14 protein-coding genes and 1 pseudogene are annotated in these 20,295 nt (G+C 71.9%); 6 read left to right on the top strand and 9 right to left on the bottom strand.

What is annotated here, in order from left to right; translation table 11 throughout:
* Positions 1 to 288: 288 nt before the first annotated feature.
* Positions 289 to 846 (bottom strand): helix-turn-helix domain-containing protein, encoded by a 558-nt coding sequence (locus tag BCD48_RS46885; protein ID WP_083418955.1) that lies wholly within the window; start codon positions 844 to 846, stop codon positions 289 to 291.
* A gap of 515 nt (positions 847 to 1,361) precedes the next feature.
* On the opposite strand from BCD48_RS46885, the gene BCD48_RS50755 reads away from it, so the two are divergent.
* On the top strand, positions 1,362 to 1,778 hold the full coding sequence (locus tag BCD48_RS50755) for a hypothetical protein (protein WP_131804067.1): 417 nt from the start codon (positions 1,362 to 1,364) through the stop codon (positions 1,776 to 1,778).
* 481 nt (positions 1,779 to 2,259) lie between these two features.
* Here the strand turns inward: BCD48_RS50755 and BCD48_RS53900 are convergent, their stop codons facing one another.
* The 7 genes and pseudogenes from BCD48_RS53900 to BCD48_RS20610 form a co-directional block, all read right to left on the bottom strand.
* On the bottom strand, positions 2,260 to 2,676 hold the full coding sequence (locus tag BCD48_RS53900) for a hypothetical protein (protein WP_071050027.1): 417 nt from the start codon (positions 2,674 to 2,676) through the stop codon (positions 2,260 to 2,262).
* Positions 2,677 to 3,337: 661 nt separating this feature from the next.
* Positions 3,338 to 3,634, bottom strand: a pseudogene (locus BCD48_RS56760) (recombinase family protein); the annotation flags it as partial.
* Entirely contained in the window at positions 3,635 to 4,201 is a 567-nt protein-coding gene (locus BCD48_RS20630; RefSeq protein ID WP_071050025.1) for a recombinase family protein, read from the bottom strand.
* A gap of 178 nt (positions 4,202 to 4,379) precedes the next feature.
* Positions 4,380 to 5,039: a DUF4389 domain-containing protein gene (locus BCD48_RS20625; protein ID WP_071050024.1), complete on the bottom strand. Its 660-nt coding sequence runs from the start codon at positions 5,037 to 5,039 to the stop codon at positions 4,380 to 4,382.
* A 455-nt stretch (positions 5,040 to 5,494) separates the two neighbouring features.
* Positions 5,495 to 5,938, bottom strand: a complete 444-nt coding sequence (locus BCD48_RS49435; protein WP_071050023.1) for a hypothetical protein — start codon at positions 5,936 to 5,938, stop codon at positions 5,495 to 5,497.
* 580 nt (positions 5,939 to 6,518) lie between these two features.
* Complete coding sequence (gene argS, locus BCD48_RS20615) at positions 6,519 to 8,282, bottom strand: arginine--tRNA ligase (RefSeq protein ID WP_083418951.1); 1,764 nt, start codon at positions 8,280 to 8,282, stop codon at positions 6,519 to 6,521.
* A gap of 60 nt (positions 8,283 to 8,342) precedes the next feature.
* A complete protein-coding gene (locus BCD48_RS20610) occupies positions 8,343 to 9,107 on the bottom strand; it encodes a ferritin-like domain-containing protein (RefSeq protein ID WP_071050022.1) in 765 nt (254 codons plus the stop codon).
* A 229-nt stretch (positions 9,108 to 9,336) separates the two neighbouring features.
* Here BCD48_RS20610 and BCD48_RS20605 point away from each other — a divergent pair, with 229 nt between their 5' ends.
* Positions 9,337 to 11,112 carry an N-acyl-D-amino-acid deacylase family protein gene (locus BCD48_RS20605; RefSeq protein WP_071050021.1) on the top strand — a complete coding sequence of 592 codons (1,776 nt, stop codon included), beginning with the start codon at positions 9,337 to 9,339 and terminating at the stop codon, positions 11,110 to 11,112.
* A 74-nt stretch (positions 11,113 to 11,186) separates the two neighbouring features.
* Here the strand turns inward: BCD48_RS20605 and BCD48_RS20600 are convergent, their stop codons facing one another.
* Positions 11,187 to 12,128 carry a polysaccharide deacetylase family protein gene (locus BCD48_RS20600; RefSeq protein WP_071050020.1) on the bottom strand — a complete coding sequence of 314 codons (942 nt, stop codon included), beginning with the start codon at positions 12,126 to 12,128 and terminating at the stop codon, positions 11,187 to 11,189.
* Between the two features lie 330 nt (positions 12,129 to 12,458).
* On the opposite strand from BCD48_RS20600, the gene BCD48_RS20595 reads away from it, so the two are divergent.
* From BCD48_RS20595 to BCD48_RS20580, 4 genes are all read left to right on the top strand, one after another.
* Positions 12,459 to 14,318: an ATP-binding protein gene (locus tag BCD48_RS20595; RefSeq protein ID WP_116271594.1), complete on the top strand. Its 1,860-nt coding sequence runs from the start codon at positions 12,459 to 12,461 to the stop codon at positions 14,316 to 14,318.
* A 161-nt stretch (positions 14,319 to 14,479) separates the two neighbouring features.
* Positions 14,480 to 15,652, top strand: a complete 1,173-nt coding sequence (locus BCD48_RS20590; protein ID WP_071050019.1) for a metallophosphoesterase family protein — start codon at positions 14,480 to 14,482, stop codon at positions 15,650 to 15,652.
* Positions 15,653 to 15,784: 132 nt separating this feature from the next.
* Complete coding sequence (locus tag BCD48_RS20585) at positions 15,785 to 19,132, top strand: AAA family ATPase (RefSeq protein ID WP_071050018.1); 3,348 nt, start codon at positions 15,785 to 15,787, stop codon at positions 19,130 to 19,132.
* A complete protein-coding gene (locus BCD48_RS20580) occupies positions 19,129 to 20,289 on the top strand; it encodes a hypothetical protein (protein WP_083418950.1) in 1,161 nt (386 codons plus the stop codon). Before BCD48_RS20585 ends, BCD48_RS20580 begins: the two co-directional genes overlap by 4 nt.
* The last annotated feature ends 6 nt before the right edge of the window (positions 20,290 to 20,295 follow it).

The raw sequence follows: 20,295 nt of genomic DNA, 5'->3' as shown, positions 1-20,295 counted from the left end.
CGATCGGCTTTGCCTGTTCGCAACTCCTTCGGAGGTTGCTCCCAGGCTCCCGCGCGATGTTGCTCCGGGGCCGAGCCCCGGACCCCACACCGAAAGTCGCGCGGATGCTGTACGAGCCTCCCCGGGGGCACCCACGAAAGTCCAGGTGGCAAGCGCGATTCTAGCGGTCGCCCGGTTGGCGGTCTAAATCTTGACCACCGTTTACCCACACTTGTGGTCAGCCCACCGGTTCCACCAGGGCAGCCACCGATAGCCCACAGAGCGCAACCTGCTGGCGGGCCGCCGCACCTAGCGCGCAGCGCCTCCAGCTCGACTGGCCCATGATCGGCGGGGAATGTAACTCCAAATGTAACCCTCGTGGTTACATTTGGACGTGCCACAGGACATGGACAACGGGTGCCATGGAGTGATCGTCGACCCTGCGGGTCGACGCGGCGGCGGATGCCTAGACGACGGACAGGGCGTGCGGGCGTGCGGCGTGTTCGGCCCGAACGGAGTCGGGGGTGCGTCCCTCCAGGTGCGGAAGGCCCGGTAGAAGGAGTTCGTGTCGTCGTAGGCGAGCAGGTAGGCGATCTTGGCGGTGCTGAGCGTGCTGTTCGTGAGGTAGTGGCGGGCGAGCTCCTCGCGAGTGCTGGTGAGCACGGTCTGGTAGCTGGTTCCCTCGGCCTGGAGCTGGCGTTGCAGGGTGCGGGGGCTGGTGGCGAGTTCGTGGGCCACCGCGGCCATGGCGCTGTCGCCAGCAGGAAGGATCTCGTGGAGCGCGGCGCGCACCCGGTCCGCCGTGCTGGCCGCCGCCTGGAGATCGGAGAGCCGCCGGCGCAGCTCGGGAGCGAAGAAGCGCCACATGGGCTCGTCCTCGGTGAGGAAAGGTCGCGTGGCGGTCGTCCCCGCACGCGCGGGGATCTTCCGCGTCGCGTGTGTGGCCACAGACCAGACCAGCGGTCGTCCCCGCACGCGCGGGATCTTCCCTTTCCACGGGGCGACGAGTCGGCAGACGTCAGGTCGAAGCGGGAGTCCGTCCCGGCTATCATTCCGAAGCACACGCGGCAGCCGCCGAACTGTACGAGGTCGCCGGCTGGCAGCTCATCGACGCCGCCCGACCCGATGACGTCGACCGGGCAAACAGCCGGGCACTGCACCACACCGCAGCAGCAGGTGATCGTAGCATGGAAATATTTGTTATCCAGAATGAGTCCATGCATATGTGCGAAACAGACAGGGCTACCGAGTCGCTTTACCTTGCACGCGGCGTACTGGAGCAGGAACTCTCGCCCCGCCTGTCCTCGTTGTTCCACCTGCGTGAGGCACGCGCACTCGCCCGGCGCGGGGAGAACGACGCAAAGCAAGTCTGACAGAAGGCCATGGCCGAGTTCGGCGACGGCCCCAGAGACACCGACCCATACTGGTCATGGTGGATAAACGATGAACAGATGCGTTGGCATGAAGCCGCTCTACTCGATGATCTGGGCGAGTATGAGGATGCGATCGACTCGTGGCAAGAATATCTTGCAACCCGATCGGACAATCTCTATTTGTCTCTTTCATTGGCCAACCTGGCCCGAGCCCAAGTGCATGCCAGCGCGTGGACCTACGCAGAGTCGACAGTGAGTGACCTTGTCGACTGCTCGGACGATATTCACTCAGGGCTCGCAATCGCCAGCATTTCCCAACTCGCCAACGACGTGAGGAGATCTCTGGCTGCGCCCAGATCACTCCGCGAGGCTACTCGTCTGCTTGCGTCGTTTGCGAAGCGGTTGGACGTCAACCTTGTGCGCTAGCTACAGCCCGCGTCCTCAGTCGTCAATTCATTTGCAGCAGGCGGCGAGGGTTTCAAGAATCTGGTCGGCAGACCAGCCAGGTCACGCGACTTCCAGATCAGCCGTCTTCCGAGTCAAGAAATTCGTCCAGTCTCGAAGGCCAGTCATCTTCCCCGAGGTCAGCCTCCATCAGCAGATCGCGCCAGTCCACCACCAAAAGTTCCAAGGCCTCGATCAGCCTGTCGATGTCCCCCTGGATGCCACAATGACCGCACCCAGAATGCGTTCTCTGCCACGGGCGTCGCCGTTACGGTCGCCGTCGTCGCCGAGCGATATACGTTCCGCTTCATGGAGCATCGAAATTACGGCTTCCGAGTCCGCGGGAAAGTCTTTCCTAATCCTTCTTTCAAGCCGCGGACTGACGGGCATAGGGCCCTCCATTGTTCGGACGTGACGACATGCAGAGTTCTACCCTGCCGAGGGGAAGCATCATATCTTCGGGTCATGCGGTGCGGCGGCGGGCTGCGCGGAACGGTGGCGGCGGCCACCGTGGTCGACTGCTGGGCAGCGTCGCATTGGGGTCGGCGCGTTCGGCCAGTGCGATGGCGAGTGTCGTAATGACGTCGTCCTCGTAGGCGCGGGCGAATCGGTCGGCGCCGACGCCGTAGGGGCGGGCCGCGATGGCGCGGCGGGTGGTGAGGGTCGTTCGTGGTTTCCCGCCGATCGCGAGCAGTGTGCGGGCCGCGTGCCGTGGTTCGTCTGGGAGGGACTCCAGGGCCGCCAGAAGGAAGCCCGCGCCGACGCGGTCCGCGATGCCCAGCGCCGCCGCGCCGACGAGGTAGCGGCCGAGCCGGGGGTGTAGCGGCGGCGCTACACCCCCCGCTACTCCCCACGGCCCTCTGACCTGCGTACACCGCACCGCGTAGCGGGTAGCGCCCAGCGGCCCGCCACGCCCGAAACCCGCCCGACAGCCACCCCGGCGACCCGCACCCGCCGCTACCCGCTACAGGAGGAACCCCGCCATGACCACCGCTGACGAGCCCGCCCACCCGCACGACACAGACGCGGTCCGACACTGGCTCGCCGAACAACTCGCACGCGCCCCCGAACCCACCGACGCCATGACGGCGATCATCGTGCACGTTCTCGCCGGCATGGCCACCCACGATCTCCGCGAGGATAATCCTCTCGGTCCGCCCCGCGAGTTCGAGCGTCATCTCCTCGCGGGCCACCTTCACGGCAAGCTCATCGAGTTTCCGTTCCTTCGCCGCCTTCTGCTCCACCAACGCGGCCGGGGTCTCTTCCGGGCGTTCCCACGACCGGCGCTCCAGAAAGGCGCTCACCGCGAGCCGCACGTGAGCCTCCAGCGCCACACCGTCGATCGACGTCGGCCCCTCACAGTCCTTCCGAGTACGCCTACGCGCCATAGTCAGCGACGGGTGGTTGTAGCGAACCCCTGACTCGCCCACCCGCACTACGCGAAGCTGGGCGCTACATACCGAGCAGACCACCACACCAGAAAGCAGATGCCGAACCGCCACACCCGTTGTCCGGCGCCTACGCACGGCGTCCAACGCCACCTGCACAGCGTCAAACTCGGCATCCGACAAGATCGCGGGAAACTTGCCGCTGCGCGCGACACGCGACCACGAACCGTCCGGGGTCAGTTCCGCGTACCACCCAGCCAGGCGCGGGTTACGCATCATCAGGCGAACAGTCGTCATCGCCCACATCGTCGGGGCATGATCGTGGTGCGTCTTACCCGGACCCACAATCCCGCGACTGTTCAGATCGGTGCAGATCTTCCCCGTCGCCTCACCAGCGGCCAGACGCCGCGCGATCTCCCGGACAACCGCGGCCTGCCCATCGTCGATCACTTACGTGATAACGATCTTTCGGCCGTTCGGGGACAGATCCACCGTCCGGCGCCACCCATACGGCTTCGCCCCACCGGCCCACTCGTGCGCGTTGCGCTTGCGCGCGTGCCACCGGTACATCCGGTCACTGATCTGCTCAGACTCGTTGACCGCATCGGTGGCCTTGTCGCGGTACGCCACCCGGCCCGCCGTGGTCGCCAGATCGTAGGCGGTGGCCCCGCCCGACACGTCGATCGCCAGGACCGACCCGACCGCGTTCCGCATCAGCTTCGAGAACGCGGCCACGGCCGTCTCCTCGCGGTTGAGCCGGGAGGCCTCCACGACCAGCACCATCGGCACATCCGCACTGTCCCGGATGTCCGCGATCATCCGCTCGTAGTCCGGCCGGACCACGTCATCACGGCTCGCCGTGATCCCGTTGTCGCAGTACCATTCGATCACCGTCACGCCATGCGGAGCCGCCCGCAGCAAGATCAGCTCTCGCTGGGCCTCGACCCCCAGAGCCTCCCCCGTCTGGTCGATCGACCGACGCGGGTAGGCGACATACCGCAACCGACGGTGCGCCATGGGGTCAAACCTAGGCCCGACCTGCGCGGACGGGAAGCCTGTACCACCTGAGACATGGGTACAGATCCGACGATCAAGCCCACGGCGCGGTGGTACCGACGGGCCAACCTTGGCTGACGCGGCAGTAGTTCAGGCCGGCCCGGGCATCCGTCGCTCGGGCCGTTCCCGCGAGGCAGCCTCAGGTGAGGTCAGAGGCGGCGGGGTCGGGACCGCCCATGTCGAGCCGGAGCGGTGGGTAGCTGTCGGTCATCAACATCGCGTAGCCGCAGACGCGCAGAGCCCACCGCCGCAGGCCGAGAACCAGGTCGTAGACGGACTGCGGGTAGCGGCCGGTGAACAGCATGATCACCCCCGCGAACAGCGTCAGGAGGCCGGCCAGGGCGTTGCCGAGACGGCCGACGATCAGGTAGTGCGGGATGGCCAGCAGCCAGGACTTCACGAGGACCAGGCCGCGGGACAGCCGGTCCGGGTAGGCGACCGACAGGCGCGCCGGGTAGTCGGGGACCTCGCCCAGCGTGAACGGTGGGTAGCGATCGGTGGCGAGCGCACCGTAGCTGTAGTAGTTCACCCGCCAGGACCAGCGAAGAACCCCGACATTGAACGAGAAGACAGCGCGCGGGTAGCGGCCGGTGAACAGGATCGCGAAGAACGCGCCAATGCTGAGCACCAGCGCCGCTATCCAGAGGAAGAACAGGACGATGGCATGCGGGATGGCCAGCACCCACTTGACGAGCCAGAGCCAACGCGAGAGCTCCGAGTCGGGGCCGGGCGCCGCGTCGATACGGACCGGATAGGCCGGCTGACCGGTCGGGCGAGGCTGGTCGGTCACAGTGGACATCGAGTTCCTACTTTCTTCGCTGCCGCCAGGAAAGGATCCCCGACGATCCGGAAAAGGACAACCCTCATTACCTCCTGATCCAACCAATGATTCAGCCCCGCCAACAGCCGGCCAACCCCCGGCCGAGCCCACCGGTCAGCCCACCAGGCGGCCCACCAGGCGGCCCACCGGGCAGCCCGCGGATCGTGGCCGCGCCGCGAACGCTGGCCGAGGAGAAGGGCGCGACGGCGGGGCAGCTGGCGCTGGCCTGGCTGCAGCATCAGGGGCCAGACGTCGTGCCGGTTCCGGGCACCAAACGGATCACCCACCTGGAGAGAACGCCGCGGCCGTGTCCGTCGAGCTGCCCAGGACGACCTTGACAGGATCGAAACCGCCGTCCCGCCGAGGCCGTGGCTGGCAGCAACGTGCCGCGGAAGTATCTCCGCACCACCGGAAAGTAACCGTCTCCGGCAGGGTCAGGTGCCCATCAGGGCCAGGAGCCCGGCGGTGTCCTGGAAAACGCCGCCGACCGCGTACTGAATCATCAGGTTGCGCCAGTTCGGCTCGCGGCCTGGCGAGAAGGTCCAGGCCGGGACGGGCTGCCAGACCAGGGCGGTGCGGCCGGTGGCGGCGGCGGCGCCGATCATCGCCGCGGCTCCGGGTGGGGCCTCCGGGCCGGACACGTCGGCGACGACCAGCTCGGCCGCCAGCGCCGCGTCCCAGTCGGCGATCGCGGCGGTGCGCGGGTCGTGGTCGTGGAACCTGGTGGCGGTGGAGACCTGGTAGCCGTGGCCGCGCAGCAGGTCGGCGATCTCGGCGGCCTCCGACGGCGGGCGGTAGGGCGACGGTTCGAGGTAGGCGGTGGCCGGGCGTGGGGCGAATTGGTCGCGTCCGGGTGCCGGTGCTCCGGTAGACAGCACTCGGGCAGACACCGCCACGAGTCGATCGCAGGCGAGGCAGGCGGCGTCGGCGAGCTGGCGCCGGTTGCGCTCACCGAAGATCGTGAACCGGTCGGCGGAGGTGTCCTCGGGGAGAGGGCGAGCGTAGGCACCCGGATGACCTCGGTGGCCAGGTGGGCCAGGAGTGGGTCGGGAAGCTCCCAGCGGCGTCCGCGGTGCTGCCGTAGGTGAGGAAGTCGGTGGTCATGATGACGACCGGGGCGCCGCAGCTCGTCCGAGGAGCTCGGACGGCGTGTTCCTCCCAGTAGCGGGCATCCTCGCGCCGCGCCCGCTCCAACAGCGAGCCGTGGACCACCACGGGGCTCGGCCGGTTGCCCGGTCGCAAACCTTCGGTCTGCTTCCGGGCTTCCACGGTATTTCGCTTCGGCGCCCAGCCCCGGAACCCGCGCCAGGGAGGCTTCGCCCCCTGGAACCCCCTCCGGCTCACGGCGAGGCCGGGGTGCGGCTCGTGCGTGGGGCGGGTCTCCGCGCCGGGCCCTGGGGCGAGGGGCCGGCGCGGAGCAGGGCCGGGTGGATGGCCTTGGCTATAGGGGGTGTGGGGTCACATGCGTTCGGGGGCCGTGATGCCTAGGAGCGACAGGCCGTGGGCGAGGGTGCGGGCGGTCAGCTGGCAGAGGGCCAGGCGGTTGGAGCGGATGGGCTCGTCGGCGTCGAGGACGCGGCAGGACTCGTAGAAGGTCGTGAAGTCCCGCGCGAGCTCGTACAGGTAGCCGGACAGGCGGTGGGGCTCGAGGGTCGTGCTGACCTCATTCAGCATGGCGCTGTAGCCGTCGAGCTGGAGGGCCAGGGCTCGTTCCGCGGGTTCCAGGGCCACACCGGGGTCGACGATTACCTCGGGGTCACCCGCCCGCCGCAGGATCGACCGGATCCGGGTGTGCGCGTACTGCAGATAGACGCCGGTGTTTCCGTTGAACGAGACCATGCGGTCGGGGTCGAAGACGTAGTCCTTGACCCGTGACGTCGACAGGTCGGCATATTTGACCGCCCCGATTCCAGCCAGCTCGGCGATCTGGTCGAGATCGGTGTCCGTCAGCTCCGGGTTCTTCTCCGCCTCCGCGACGACCGCGCGGGCACGCGCGACCGCCTCGTCGAGAAGGTCCATCAGCCGGACGGTGCCACCCGCCCTCGTCTTGAACGGCCGGCCGTCCTTGCCCAGCACGGTGCCGAAGGGGACGTGCTCTACCTCGATGGCGTCGGTGAGCCAGCCCATCCTGCGGGCAGCCTCAAAGATCATCTTGAAGTGCAGCGCCTGCCGGGAGTCGGTGACATACAGCAGCCGGGTCGCCTTGAGGTCATGAATGCGGTAGCGGATCGTCGCCAGGTCCGTGGTGTCATAGCCGTAGCCACCGTCGCGCTTGCGGACCATCAGCGGCACCGGGCTGCCGTCGGGGCCGGTGACCTCCTCGGAGAAGATCACCAGGGCGTCGTCGCTCTCCACGGCCAGCCCGGCCCTGACCAGCTCGTCGATGGTCTCCGCGAGCATGGGGTTGTAGAACGACTCGCCGACCGAGTCCTCGGGACGCAGCAGAACGCCAAGGCGGTCGTAGATGACGCGGAAGGCCTTCTCGGACTCGGCGACGATCTCCTTCCACTTGGCCAGGGTGGCGGGGTCGCCGGACTGAAGGTCGACCACCCGCTGCCGGGAACGGTCGGCGAAGGCCGGCTCGGCGTCGAACTCCTTGCGGGCGGTCTTGTACAGCTCGTCCAGGGCCGACACAGACGAGGTGCCGGCGGACAGCTCGTCCTGGTGCCAGGCGGCCTCGGGATGCTCGTCGAGGTACTGGATCAGCATCCCGAACTGGGTGCCCCAGTCCCCGAGATGGTTCTGCCGGACGACCTCCTCTCCCAGGAAGCCCAGTACCCGGACGAGGCTGTCGCCGATGATCGTCGTCCGCAGATGCCCGACGTGCATCTCCTTGGCGATGTTCGGCCCGGAATAGTCGATCACGGTCCGCCGCCCGTCGTCCGGCAGGCCGACTCCCAGGCGAGAACTCCCCAGCCGCGCCGCCACCTGCCCCCAGACCACGGCGTCGGGAACCCTGATGTTCAGGAAGCCGGGACCGGACACCTCGACCGTGCCGATCGGCCCGCTGCCGAGCGCCGCGACCAGCTCCGCGGCGAGGTCCGCGGGCCTGGCTCTGGCCCGCTTCGCGAGCGCCAGCGCCGCGTTGGCCTGGAAGTCGGCGTGCTCGGACCGGCGCACCACGGGGTCCGCTCCCGCCAGCTCGGGGCGGACGCGACCGATCGCCCCGGACACGGCGTCGGCGACCTGGCCGAGCAGCGGTGGCACCTCGTGGTTGCTCACAGGGACTCCCCTCCTTCGTCGTCCACCATTCTCCCAGGCGCGCCAACTGGGTTTCGGCGGTCATACCGCCGGCCCGGGGCCGTCCGCGGGCCCCGCCCGGACCGGTCGATCTTCCGCCCCGACGGGCTCGGGCGTGAGCGTCGCCCGGGTGACGGAGCCGAACAGCCTGAGCGTCTCGGTGAGATACCGCCCCGCCGGGACCCCGAGAAGGCGCAGGGCGCCGCGGTGGTCGACGGCCACCACCGCGGCGGAGGGGATGGCCAGTGCCCACCAGGCGGCGGCGAGCGCGACGCGCGCCGGCGCGGGCAGGCTGAAGAGATCCAGGCGCAGCCGGTGGACGTGGAACGGGACGTGCTCTTCCTCGTCCGCGAGGATGCGCGCGGCGACCTCGCGAGTCAGCTGGTCGTCCGCGCCGTCACGGATGGCCTCGTAGTAACGCAGCGCACACACCTCGGCGACGGTCAGCACCATCACCTCCCGCCGCAGGCCGGCACGCCAGCGCAGCGACCGGAAGGCGGCATCACTCCAGTGCGCCGCGATGGCCGGCCGGCCGCCGGCGGCGAGCAGCCGGCCGAGCAGCCGCGCATGGTCGCGCTCCTCGCCGACGAACAGCCGCGCGGCCGCGAGGTAGCCGTCACCCGCGCGCGTGGCGGCGCGGATCATCCCGTCGCCGTCGCCACCCTCGCCGACCTGGAACCTGGCGAGGCTCGCCGCCAGGACCGCCGGGATCTCGGCGCCCTGGTTCCAGTCCGGGTCACGCCGGTGTCTGTTGGCCTCGAACTGGCACCGCCAGCGGTCGAAACCCTGGGCCGTGTCATCGGGCATGAGGCAAGGCTGCACGGCGAATTGCCGTCAAGGCCAGAAATATCCACCTGGTGACCGCCGCCTGCGTCGGGGCCGGGTTAGGCGGGGGCCGTTCGCCCGTGCCGGCCACCTCTTCCATCGGCACCGTGATGCGAGTCATACTGTGGATATTGTATATGTTCTTTCGGTGCCGGCTTGGTGACGCCTCGGCGTTGTGCCGGGTCGACCGCCTCGAAGTGGAGAATCCGGAATGTTGGACTCGAAAATCGTCGGCGGCCTGGTAGTGGACGGCACAGGGGCGGCGCCGTTCCGCGCCGACATCGGCGTCAAGAACGGGCGGATCGTCGACATACGTCGATCCGACGGTTTATCCAGCGGAATCGAGACCGAGGCTGCAGAGACGACCGACGCGACCGGCAAGTACGTCCTTCCGGGGTTCGTGGACATCCACACCCATTACGACGGGCAGGTCACCTGGGACTCGTTGCTGGAGCCAAGCAGCTCACACGGGGTCACGACCGTGGTGTCCGGCAACTGTGGCGTCGGCTTCGCGCCGGTGACCCCCGGCCGCGAGCCGTGGTTGATCGAGCTGATGGAAGGCGTCGAGGACATCCCAGGCACGGCTCTCACCGAGGGGATGACCTGGGGCTGGGAGTCCTTCCCCGGCTACCTCGACCGGATCGCCGGCCGGGAGCTCGCCGTCGACTTCGGCGTCCAGGTCGCGCATGGGCCAGTCCGTGCCTACGTCATGGGCGACCGCGGCGCCCGCAACGAGGTCGCGACCGCGGACGACATCGCCACCATGGCTCGCCTCGTCCAGGAGGCGATCGAGGCCGGCGCGCTCGGCTTCTCCACGTCACGGACGGTCGCGCACCGGGCGATGAACGGCGAGCCCGTCCCGGGGACCTATGCCGCCGAGGACGAGCTGTTCGGGCTTGGCCGAGCCATGGCGCGCGGTGGGCGGGCCGTCTTCGAGCTGGCGCCGACCGGCTCCGCCGGCGAGGACCTCGTCGCCCCGGCCCGCGAGCTCGACTGGATGCGCCGGCTAGCCAAGGAGATCGACCGCCCGGTTTCTTATGCGCTGCTCCAGGTTGATGCCGCCCCCACCATGTGGCGTGAGTTGATGGAGTCCTCCGCCGCCGCGTTCCAGGCGGGATCGCCGTTGTACCCGCAGATCGCGGCCCGTCCGTTCGGGATGCTCATCGGCTTCGCCGGCCACCACGCCTTCACCCACCGGCCGTCGTTCCGCGCTCTCGCGCACCTGTCCCCGGCTGAGCGCGGCTTCGAGCTGGCGAAGCCGGCGGTCAGGAAGGCGATCCTGGCCGAGGGGGACCTGCCCGTCGACCGCACGAGGCAGTTCGACGCCATGAAGGACGTGATCGCTTTCAGTCTGGATCGGCTCTACGCGATGGGTGACCCGCCCGACTACGAGCCGACCCGCGAGCGGACGGTCGCCGCCATCGCCGAGCAGCGCGGCGTCAGCGGCCTCGAGGCTCTCTACGACCTGATGCTGGAACAGGCCGCCGGCACCGACCACCCGGCGACTGCCATGCTGATGATCCCGTTCTTCAACTACGCCGACGCCAACCACGACGTGATCCGCGAGATGCTCACACACCCTGCCGGTGTCTCCGGCCTTTCCGACGCCGGCGCTCACTGCGGCATGATCTGCGACGCCTCCTATCCGACTTTCCTGCTCACCCACTGGGTCCGCGACCGCCGCCGCGGCGAGCGGCTACCGCTGGAGCACGTCGTCAAGAAGCAGACCTCCGACACCGCCGCCCTGTTCGGCCTCGGCGACCGCGGCATCCTCGCCCCGGGCAAGCGGGCCGACCTCAACGTCGTCGACCTCGACCGTCTCACCCTGCACACCCCGCGGATGGCCTACGACCTGCCCGCCGGCGGCCGCCGCCTCGTCCAGGACGCCTCCGGCTATGACGTCACCATGGTCGCGGGCAGCGTCACCCGCCGGGACGGCGTCGACACCGGTGCCCGCCCCGGCCGGCTGATCCGCGGAGCCCGCTGACCACCGGGCACCGGCGCGCGGAAACGGCGGAAACGTCGGCCCGCGAGGCATCGGTTGGGGCTGTGGAGGTCGGGCTATCCGACGAGAGCGTCCAGGGTGACGAAGCCGTAGCCGCGGTCGCGCAGGGCGCTGATGATGCCGGGCAGCGCGTCGGCGTCGAGCGTCGAATGGTCCTGCGGGTGCGAGCCCAGGTGCATGAGCACGATCTCGCCGGGCTGCAGCGCGTCCAGGACGCGAGCGGTGCCGGAGGCGGCGGTGCGCCCGCCTGAGGTGCCCTGCCAGCCGAGGGTGTCGACCGTCCACCGGATCGGCACATAACCGAGCGCGTTCACGGCGGCGATGTCATGCGCGTTCCGGTCCCCGAACGGGAAGCGGAAGAAGGGCCGCGGGTCCTTGCCGCCCACCGCCAGGATGTCGCGCTCGGCCCCCAGCACCTCACCGCGCAGCGCGGCGTCGTCGATCTTGGTGAAGTACGGGTGGGTCGACGAGTGGTTGCCCATCCGTCCGCCGGACGCCGCGATGTCGCGCACCTTGGCCGGGAAGCTGGTCGCGAACTGGCCGGTGAGGAAGAACGTCCCCGCGACGTGCTCCCGCGCCAGCGTCGCGAGAATCGGGGTGACACCGTCCGCGTTGGCGCCGGCGTCAAAGGTCAGCGCGACGATCTTGCGGTCCGTCGGGATGCGCTCCCAGTCCTTCCCGAACAGCCCGGCGGGCAGCCCGGTCCCCGGCGTCGGCGGCGGGGGTCCGATGCTGCTCGGCCTCGGCACGGCCGACGCGGCCGGCGGGGTGGTCGGCCGATTCGTCTGCCCAGCGGACGGCCCGAACGCCGACGTGCCTAGCGACGGGCTCGCGCTTCCCGCCCCGCCCGCCCCGTCCGCCCCGGCCGCCGACGCGGTGGCCGTGCCCGCGGTGGGGCCGGGAGCTGGCTGGGCGGGCGCCTCGCCGCCACACGCGGCGAGCGCGACGACCAGGCATACCGGCGCATACCAGGCGACCGCGCGGCGTCGACGCGTCATGGTGGGTCTGACGTCCGGCTGAACCGCGCGGTTGCCCCGCGACCGGCATGGGCCGGGGAGAAACGCCGAGAGCCGTGGGCCGGCGAAACTGTCCGGAACACGGCATATGGTGCGGTCGGCTAGCGCTTCGCGGCCCGGGCGCCGGGCGGTCCCGGATCGGATGCGACGAGACACGCCGAAGTCGGGCGAACATGCCGCGGCCGCGGCCGGCCGGATAATGCGGGGCTGGCGTGATCGCGGTCCGGGCGGACGCGCTCCGAGCACGAGAACGCGTACCTGGCCGAGCGAACGCCGGACGGCAGGCCGCGCGACGGTGGAGGTGACGTACCCGTGACGGTGACGGATGCCGGTGGTCGCGGCGGCGCGCCGCCGAACGGCGCGCGACAGCCGCGTCCGGACGACGACGACGACGCGCTGGGCGCGCCGGCCGCCGCCACCACGCCGGTCAACCCCCCGGTCGGGCGGGTCATGGGCACGGAAGAAGCCACGCCGCTGCTCTTCCACGTCGCGCTGAACGAAGGCAGCTACCTGCAGTTGGACGACGTGGTCGTCACTGTCCGCACCGTGCCCGGCGTCGGGCCGGTGATGACGGCCGGGGTGGTCACGCAGGTCGAGGCGCGGCACGAGGGCGCGAGTTTCGACTCGGACGTGTTCCTGATCGCCGAGGGCGTGCTGCCCGCCCAGGTGCAGGAGATCGCCGAGGTGACGACGACGCGCCTGGAACCGGAGATCTACGTCCCGCCCCGCCCGGGCGAGCTGGTGCGGCGCGCCACCGGCGACGAGCGGGCGACCGCGCTCTACTTCGACCAGATGGACCGTCAGGTCCCGGTCGGCCTGGGCCGCGACGGCACGCCGATCTACATCAACCTGGAGTTCCTCGACGGCACCCGCGGCGCGCACGTCTCCATCAGCGGCATCTCCGGCGTCGCGACGAAGACCAGCTTCGCGCTCTTCCTGCTCTACTCGGTCTTCCGCTGCGGCGTGCTCGGCCGGGCGGCGGTGAACGCGAAGGCGCTGGTGTTCTCGGTCAAGGGCGAGGACCTGCTGTTCCTCGACCGGCCGAACATCCGGCTGACCGACGAGATCCGCGCGGTCTATGACCGGCTGGGGCTGCCGGCCGAACCGTTCGCCTCCGCCGGCTTCTACGCCCCGCCGCTGCCGGGAGACACCACCGGACGCCCGCATGTCTCGGCCCGGACGTCCGGGGTGAGCGCGTTCTGGTGGACCCCGCTCGAGTTCTGCCGGGACGAGCTGCTCCCCTACGTCTTCGCGGACTCCGAGGACGACCGCCAGCAGTACACAATGGTCGTCCACCAGGTCACGAACCGGCTGCGCCTGGACGCGGTCCCGTTCGGCGCGGACGGCGCCGTCAAGGTCGAGGGGCAGGTCCTGCGGACCTACGAGGAGCTCGTCGACTTCGTCATCGACCGGGTGAACGACGACGGCGCGCGGGCCAAGTGGGCCGGGCCGGCGACCGGCGCGGGCACGGTGAACGCGTTCGTGCGCCGGCTGCGCTCGTCGCTGCGGGCGCTGCGCACGGTCATCCGGGCCGACCTGTCGGACGCCGCGGGCCGCCGGGTCAGCACGGCCGGCCACCAGGTGACCGTCGTCGACCTGCACAACCTGCCGGAGCGGGCGCAGCGGTTCGTCGTCGGCGTGGTGCTCGCGGCGGAGATGCGGCGCAAGGAGGACGCGGGCCCCGGCGGGCTGCTGTTCACGATGCTGGACGAGCTGAACAAGTACGCGCCCCGCGACGGCACGAGCCCGATCAAGGAGGTGCTGCTCGACATCGCGGAGCGCGGCCGGTCCCTGGGCATCATCCTGGTCGGCGCGCAGCAGACGGCGAGCGAGGTGGAACGGCGGATCATCGCGAACAGCGCGATCCGGATCGTCGGCCGGCTCGACCCGGCGGAGGCGTCCCGGCCGGAGTACGGGTTCCTGCCACCCAGTCAGCGAGCCAGGGCGACACTGGCGAAGCCGGGCACGATGTTCGTCACCCAGCCGGAGATCCCCGTCCCGCTGGCCGTCACGTTCCCGTTCCCCGCCTGGGCGACCCGGCCGTCGGAGGCGGGCGACGGCGGCCTGGAGGCGCCGGACGCGCCCGACGGCGGGCTGCCGGTGCCCGCGCAGCCCCGCCCGGACCCGTTCAGCCAGCTGCCCGACCCCGACGACGACCCGCCACCGTTCTGACCACCGCGCCGTTCTCACCACCGTCGCCGTTCTCACCACCATCACCGTCTGACCGTCAACACCGCTTTGACCGCCGACACCGCCTTGACCGCCGACACCGAGCCGCTCGTCCACCGGCGGGCGCGCCCCGCGCCCGGCCGCGCCACGAAGGACCGCCAGCCATGAGGTTTCTGCACACGTCCGACTGGCACATCGGCAAGTCCCTGAAGGGTCGCAGCCGGCTCGACGACCAGGAGGCGGTGCTGCGCGAGGTCGTCGGCATCGCCCGCGCCCAGGAGGTCGACGCGGTTCTGGTGGCGGGCGACGTCTACGACTCGGCGGCACCGTCGGCGGAGGCGCAGCGGCTCGCTGTCCAGACCCTGCTCGGCCTGCGCGGCACGGGCGCCGAGGTGATCGTGATCGCCGGCAACCACGACCATCCGCGCTCGTTCGAGGCGTACCGGCCGCTGATGCGGGCGGCCGGGATCACGATGGTCGGCACGGTGCGCAGGGCGGAGAAGGGCGGGGTCGTCGCGTTCACGGCCCGTGGCACCGGTGAACCCGTGCGGGTGGCCCTGCTGCCGTTCCTGTCGCAGCGCTACGCGGTGCGCGCCTCCGAGCTGGTCACCCAGACGCCGGCGGAGAACTCGGCGAAGTACGACCAGATGGTGCGTGACCTGCTCGCCGCGCTGTCCCGGGGCTTCGACGACAACGCGGTCAACCTGGTGCTCGCGCACCTCACGGTGACCGGCGGGAGGTTCGGCGGCGGCGAACGGCTGGCACAGTCGATCTTTGACTACTACGTGCCGGCGACGGCGTTCCCCGCCGACGCGCACTACGTCGCGCTCGGCCACCTGCACCGCCGCCAGACGCTGCCGGCGCCCTGCCCGGTCGAGTACTGCGGCTCCCCGCTCGCCGTCGACTTCGGCGAGGAGGACTACGTACCGGTGGTCCGGGTCGTCGACGCGGCGCCGGGCGTCCCGGCGAAAGGCGTCGACATCCCGGTCACGGCGGGGCGGCGGCTGCGGACGGTGCGCGGCACCGTGGCGGAGCTCGCGGAGGCGGCGGCCGAGTACGGCGACGCCCTGCTGCGGGTGTGGGTGCGCGAGCCGGCGCGAGCCGGGCTGCGCGAGCAGGTGCAGGAGCTGCTGCCGAACGCGCTCGAGGTGCGCATCGACCCGGAGTTCGCCGCCGCGGCCACCGGCTCGCGGCCCAGCCGCCCCGCGGACGGGCAGGGCGGCCCGGCGGACCTCTTCCACGAGTACCTCGGCACGCAGAACATCGCCGACGAACGGGTCGAGGCGCTCTTCGCCGCCCTGCACGACGAAACTGTCGGAGCCGACCGGCATGGTTAGCCCGACGGCCCCGGGCATCGCCGCTGGTCGGGAGGCTGGCCCCGGCCGGCGCGGCGTGGCGGAGCGCGCCGGCCCGGCGGCGGGCGGGGACCGAGGATGCGGGGACCGAGGAGCGTCGGAGGGGGAGAGCTGATGCGGCCGGTGTTGCTGGAGATCGCCGGTTTCGGCTCGTTCCGGGACGCGGCGGCGGTGGACTTCGCCGACGCGGACTACTTCGCGCTCGTGGGGCCGACCGGGTCCGGGAAGTCGACGGTCATCGACGCGATGACGTTCGCCCTCTACGGGTCGGTGCCCCGGTGGAACGACCGGCGGATGGTGTCGCTGGCGCTGGCGCCGACGGTGGCGCGTGGCACGGTCCGGCTGGTCTTCGACGCGGCCGGCAGCCGCTATGTGGCGGCCAGGGAGCTGCGCCGGATGGCCAGCGGCGGGGTCACGGTGCGCAATGCCCGGCTGGAGAGGCTCGCCGACCCGGCGGGGCTCGGCGCGCCCGGCGACCAGACCGAGGTGGTCGCGGCGGACTCCGAGGTGAGCAGGGCCGTCGAGGCGCTGCTCGGCCTGAGCTTCGAGCACTTCTGCTCCTGCGTCGTACTCCCCCAGGGCGACTTCGCCGAGTTCCTGCACGCCAAGCCGGCCGACCGGCAGAAGATCCTCACAAAACTGCTCGGCCTGGGCGTCTACGACGAGATCCGCGTCGCGGCCAACAACCGGGCGACCGAACAGCGGCACCGCGCCGAGGTGCTCGACGAGCGGCTGGCCGGCTACCGCGACGCCACCGAGGAGGCCGAGGCGGGCGCCGCGGGGCGGGTGGACACGCTCGTCGAGGTCGCCGGCAGGGTCGACGCCGCGCTCGCCGAGGCCGCCGCGAGCGCCGCCGCCGCACAGGAGGCCGCCGCCGAGCTGAGCCGCGTCCACGAGGAGCGCGACCTGCTGGCGGCGGTCCGGATGCCGGCGGGCATCGTCGAGCTCACCTCCCGGCTGGCCCAGGCGAGCCGGGCCGCCGCCGAGGCGGCCGAGCGCCGGCAGGCGGCCGAGCGGGCCGACACCGCGGCCCGCGACGACCTGGCCGCGGCACCCGAACGTGCCCCGCTCGAACAGGCCAGCCGCGACCACGAGGAACGTGCCCGGCTGCTCGCGGCCCAGCCCGAAGCCCAGGCGACCCATACCGCCGCCCGCGCCGCCCTCGGCCGGGTGACCGCCGCGGTCGCCGACACCCGCAAGGCCCGGGACGCCGCGGCCGCCACCCGGGACGAGGCCTCCCGGCGGGCCCTGGAGGCTGCCGGCGAGGTGGCCCGGCTGCGCGCCGACCGTGACCTGCTGGCGAGCGTGCGCACCCCGCCGGGCGTCGTGGCGGCCGCGGGGAGGCTGCGCGCGGCCCAGCGCGCCGCCGCCGAGGCCGGGCGGCACCGCCAGGCGGCGGAACGGGCGGACGACGACGCCCGGGCCGCGCTGCTCGTCGCTCCCGACCGGGCCGCCCTGGAACGCGCCCGCGACGCGCATCACGAACTCGACCGGCTGCTGCCGGCGCGCGCCGAGGCCGACCGGGCGCATGTGGTTGCGCGCAGCGCGCTGGACGCGGCGATCACGGCGGTCGAGGATGCCCGCCGCGGTCACGGCGACGCCGCCGCCGCGCTGGAGCGGGCCCAGACGGGCGACCTCGCCGCCGCGCTGCGCCCGCACCTCGTCGCGGGCGAGCCCTGCCCGGTGTGCGAACGGGAGGTCGTCACCCTGCCCGCCGCCGCTCACCCAGCGGCGCTGGCGTCGGCGCGCGCGGCGCTCGACGCGGCCAGGAAGGCGCTGGACGCCGGCGAGCAACGCTCAGCCGAGGCCGGCCGGGCCGAGTACGAGGCCAGACTTCGGCTGCGCCAGCTCACGGAGCGCGAGGGCGAACTGCGACGCGGACTCGCCGACGCGCCGGACCAGGACGGCGCCGCGGTGGGTCTCGCCGAGATCGCCCGCCGCGAGCAGGCCGTCGCGCACACGGCCCGCGAGCTGGCGGCGGCGCGCCGGGACGCGGACGCGGCCGACCGGGCGGCCGCCGGGCTCGCGGCGGCGGGTGCGCGAGCACGCGCGGAGCTGGCGGCGGCCCGTGACCAGTTCGTCGCCCTGGGCGCGCCGGGCCTCGTCGACGAGCCCGACGACCCGACCGGCGGGACCGGGATCGACCTGGCCGGAAGCTGGGCGCGGCTGGTCGGCTGGGCCGGGGAGTTCGCGGCCGAGCGGACGACCCAGCTCGGCGGCGCGGCGGTCCGCGAGGCGGTCGCCCGCGAGGCCCTCACCGCCGCCGACCGCGCCCACGGCCAGGCGTCGTCCGCGGCGGACCGGGCCGAACACGACCAGGTCGCGGCCCTGCACGACGAGCGGACCGTGGCGAGCCGGCTGGAGTCCCTGGACACGCGGATCACCCAGCTGCGTGCCGCCCTCGCCGGCGCTCCCGCGGCCGCCGAGGTGGCGGCGGCGCTCGCCGAGCTGGACCGGCGCGCGGGGGCGGCCAGGGACGCCGACCACCTGCTGCGCGTGGCCCGCGCGGAGGCCGACGTGGCCACAGCCGGGCTGCGCCGCGCCCAGGACGCGCTGCGCGAGGCCCACGCGGCGCTGGCCGGGGCGCGCGACCGGGTCGTCGCGCTGGGCGCGCCGGCGCTCGCCAGCCATGACCTGCTCGCCGACTGGACGTCGCTCACCGGATGGGCGGGCGCCGAGATCGCCGCGCGGGAGCGGCGGCTGCCCGGCCTGGGCGGCGCCGTCACCCGCGCCGAACAGGCGAGGGACGGCGCGGCACGCGCGCTGACCGAGCTGCTCACGGCGCACGGAGTCGAGCTGCCCGCCTCCGCGGCCGCCGACGCCGCGGCACGCGCGGTGTCCGTGGCTCTGGAGCGAGCCCGGGCGGACCGGCATCGGATCGCCGAGCGGCGCGCCGAGGCCGCCGGGCTACGCGACGAGCTGAGCCGCGCGCGAGAAGCCGAGCAGGTCTCCCACCAGCTCGGTAACTTGCTGCGCTCGAACGGGTTCCAGCGCTGGCTGGTCGCCGCGGCGCTGGACACGCTGGTAGCCGACGCGTCGCTGACGCTGGCGGAGCTGTCGGGCGGGCAGTTCGAGCTGACTCACGAGGACGGCGAGTTCATCGTCGTCGATCACGCCGATGCCGACTCCCGCCGCCCGGTACGTACCCTGTCGGGCGGGGAGACGTTCCAGGCGAGCCTGGCACTGGCACTGGCACTGTCCGCACAACTCACGATGATGGCGGCGGCCGGCGCGGCTCGACTCGACTCGATCTTCCTCGACGAGGGGTTCGGCACCCTCGACGACGCGACGCTCGACGTCGTCGCGACGACCCTGGAGAACCTGGCCGGCGGCGGCGCGGGCGGCGCCGGCCGGATGGTCGGCATCGTCACGCACGTCCACGCGCTGGCCGAACGGGTCCCCGTCCGTTTCGCGGTGAGCCGCGACCAGCGCACCTCCACTGTCACCAGGGAGAGCGCTTGACGACCACCTCGGGCCTCACCTCGGGCCTCACTACCTCGGGCGTGACGCCGTTCGCCGCCCGGGGCATGCGGTTCAGCGTCGACGCGTGGGACCCGAGCTACGGCACCAGCGTGGCCGGGGACGACCTCGCGGACTCCAGCGCCCGCGTGGAGGTGAACCTCGAGGTCCGGGCGGCGGCGTGGCGGCCCATGGCCGTGCCCTCGGCCAGGGCACGGTCCGTCACCGCGCCCTCGGCCGTGCTGTTCGTGGACGGCGTGCGCCGGGTCGAGGCGAGGGCGTGGATCCATGACCTCGCCCCGGACGGCGGCCAGGCGACCGCCGCCGCGCCGGCCATCTGCGCCTCGTACGCCTGCGGCGTCGTCTGCTGCTGCGGCCAGGGCGCCCACCTGCTGGGGGCCCATGTCCGCCGCGGCCTTTTCACCGCCGCCAGTCACGCCGTCGACCTCGCCACCGGCGGCGGCAGGTACCGCGTCAGGACGGCCAAGGACGGCCCCGACGGCCCCACCCTGGCGCTGCAGCAGGAGCTGCTCGAGCTGGAGGTACGGATCGCCGCCAAGGCCCGCGGCGCCCATGAGCTGGTCCAGACCATCGATGACGACGACCGCCCGTTCGCGGACGTCCTCGCGGGCGAGTTCGGCGAGGGCTTCGGCGGCCGGCCCGGCCAGCACACCGCCGACCGGTCCGCCGGGCAGGCGGACGACCTGCTCGTCGTTGACGGCCCGCTGCGCGGCCGGACACGCCTGCCCCGCACGCTGGGCTTCGTCAAGACCCACCACACCCAGTACCTGCCGGCGGCGCAGCACGCCGTCGTCGGCGCGCTCGGCCGGGCGGAACGCACGCCGATCTTCCTCCTGAACAACCGCCGGGACGCCAGCTGGGACCGGTTCACCTGGTACCTGCGGCTTCCCAGCCGCCCCGGCGCCCCCTGGGCCGGCGTCGCCCGCGTCGAATGCCGCGCCGACCTGCCCCTGGACGAGGCTGTCGCGCTCGCCGACCTGAGCCAGGCGGTGCTCCCCCGGTTCGCCTCCCAGGAGTTCAAGGACGGCCGCGCTCCCCAGAACCTCTACCCCATCGCCGGACTGGAACGGGCGCTGCGCCGCCGCCTCGGCGACGCCCAGCTTCTCTACCGCTCACTGCGCCGCGCCGCCGCCGGCTGACGGCCC

The sequence above is a fragment of the Pseudofrankia coriaricola genome (assembly GCF_001854805.1).
In the GTDB taxonomy this organism is placed as follows: Bacteria; Actinomycetota; Actinomycetes; order Frankiales; family Frankiaceae; genus Pseudofrankia.
Note: the sequence above shows the minus strand (reverse complement) of the source record. Positions and strands in the feature narration are given on the sequence as shown.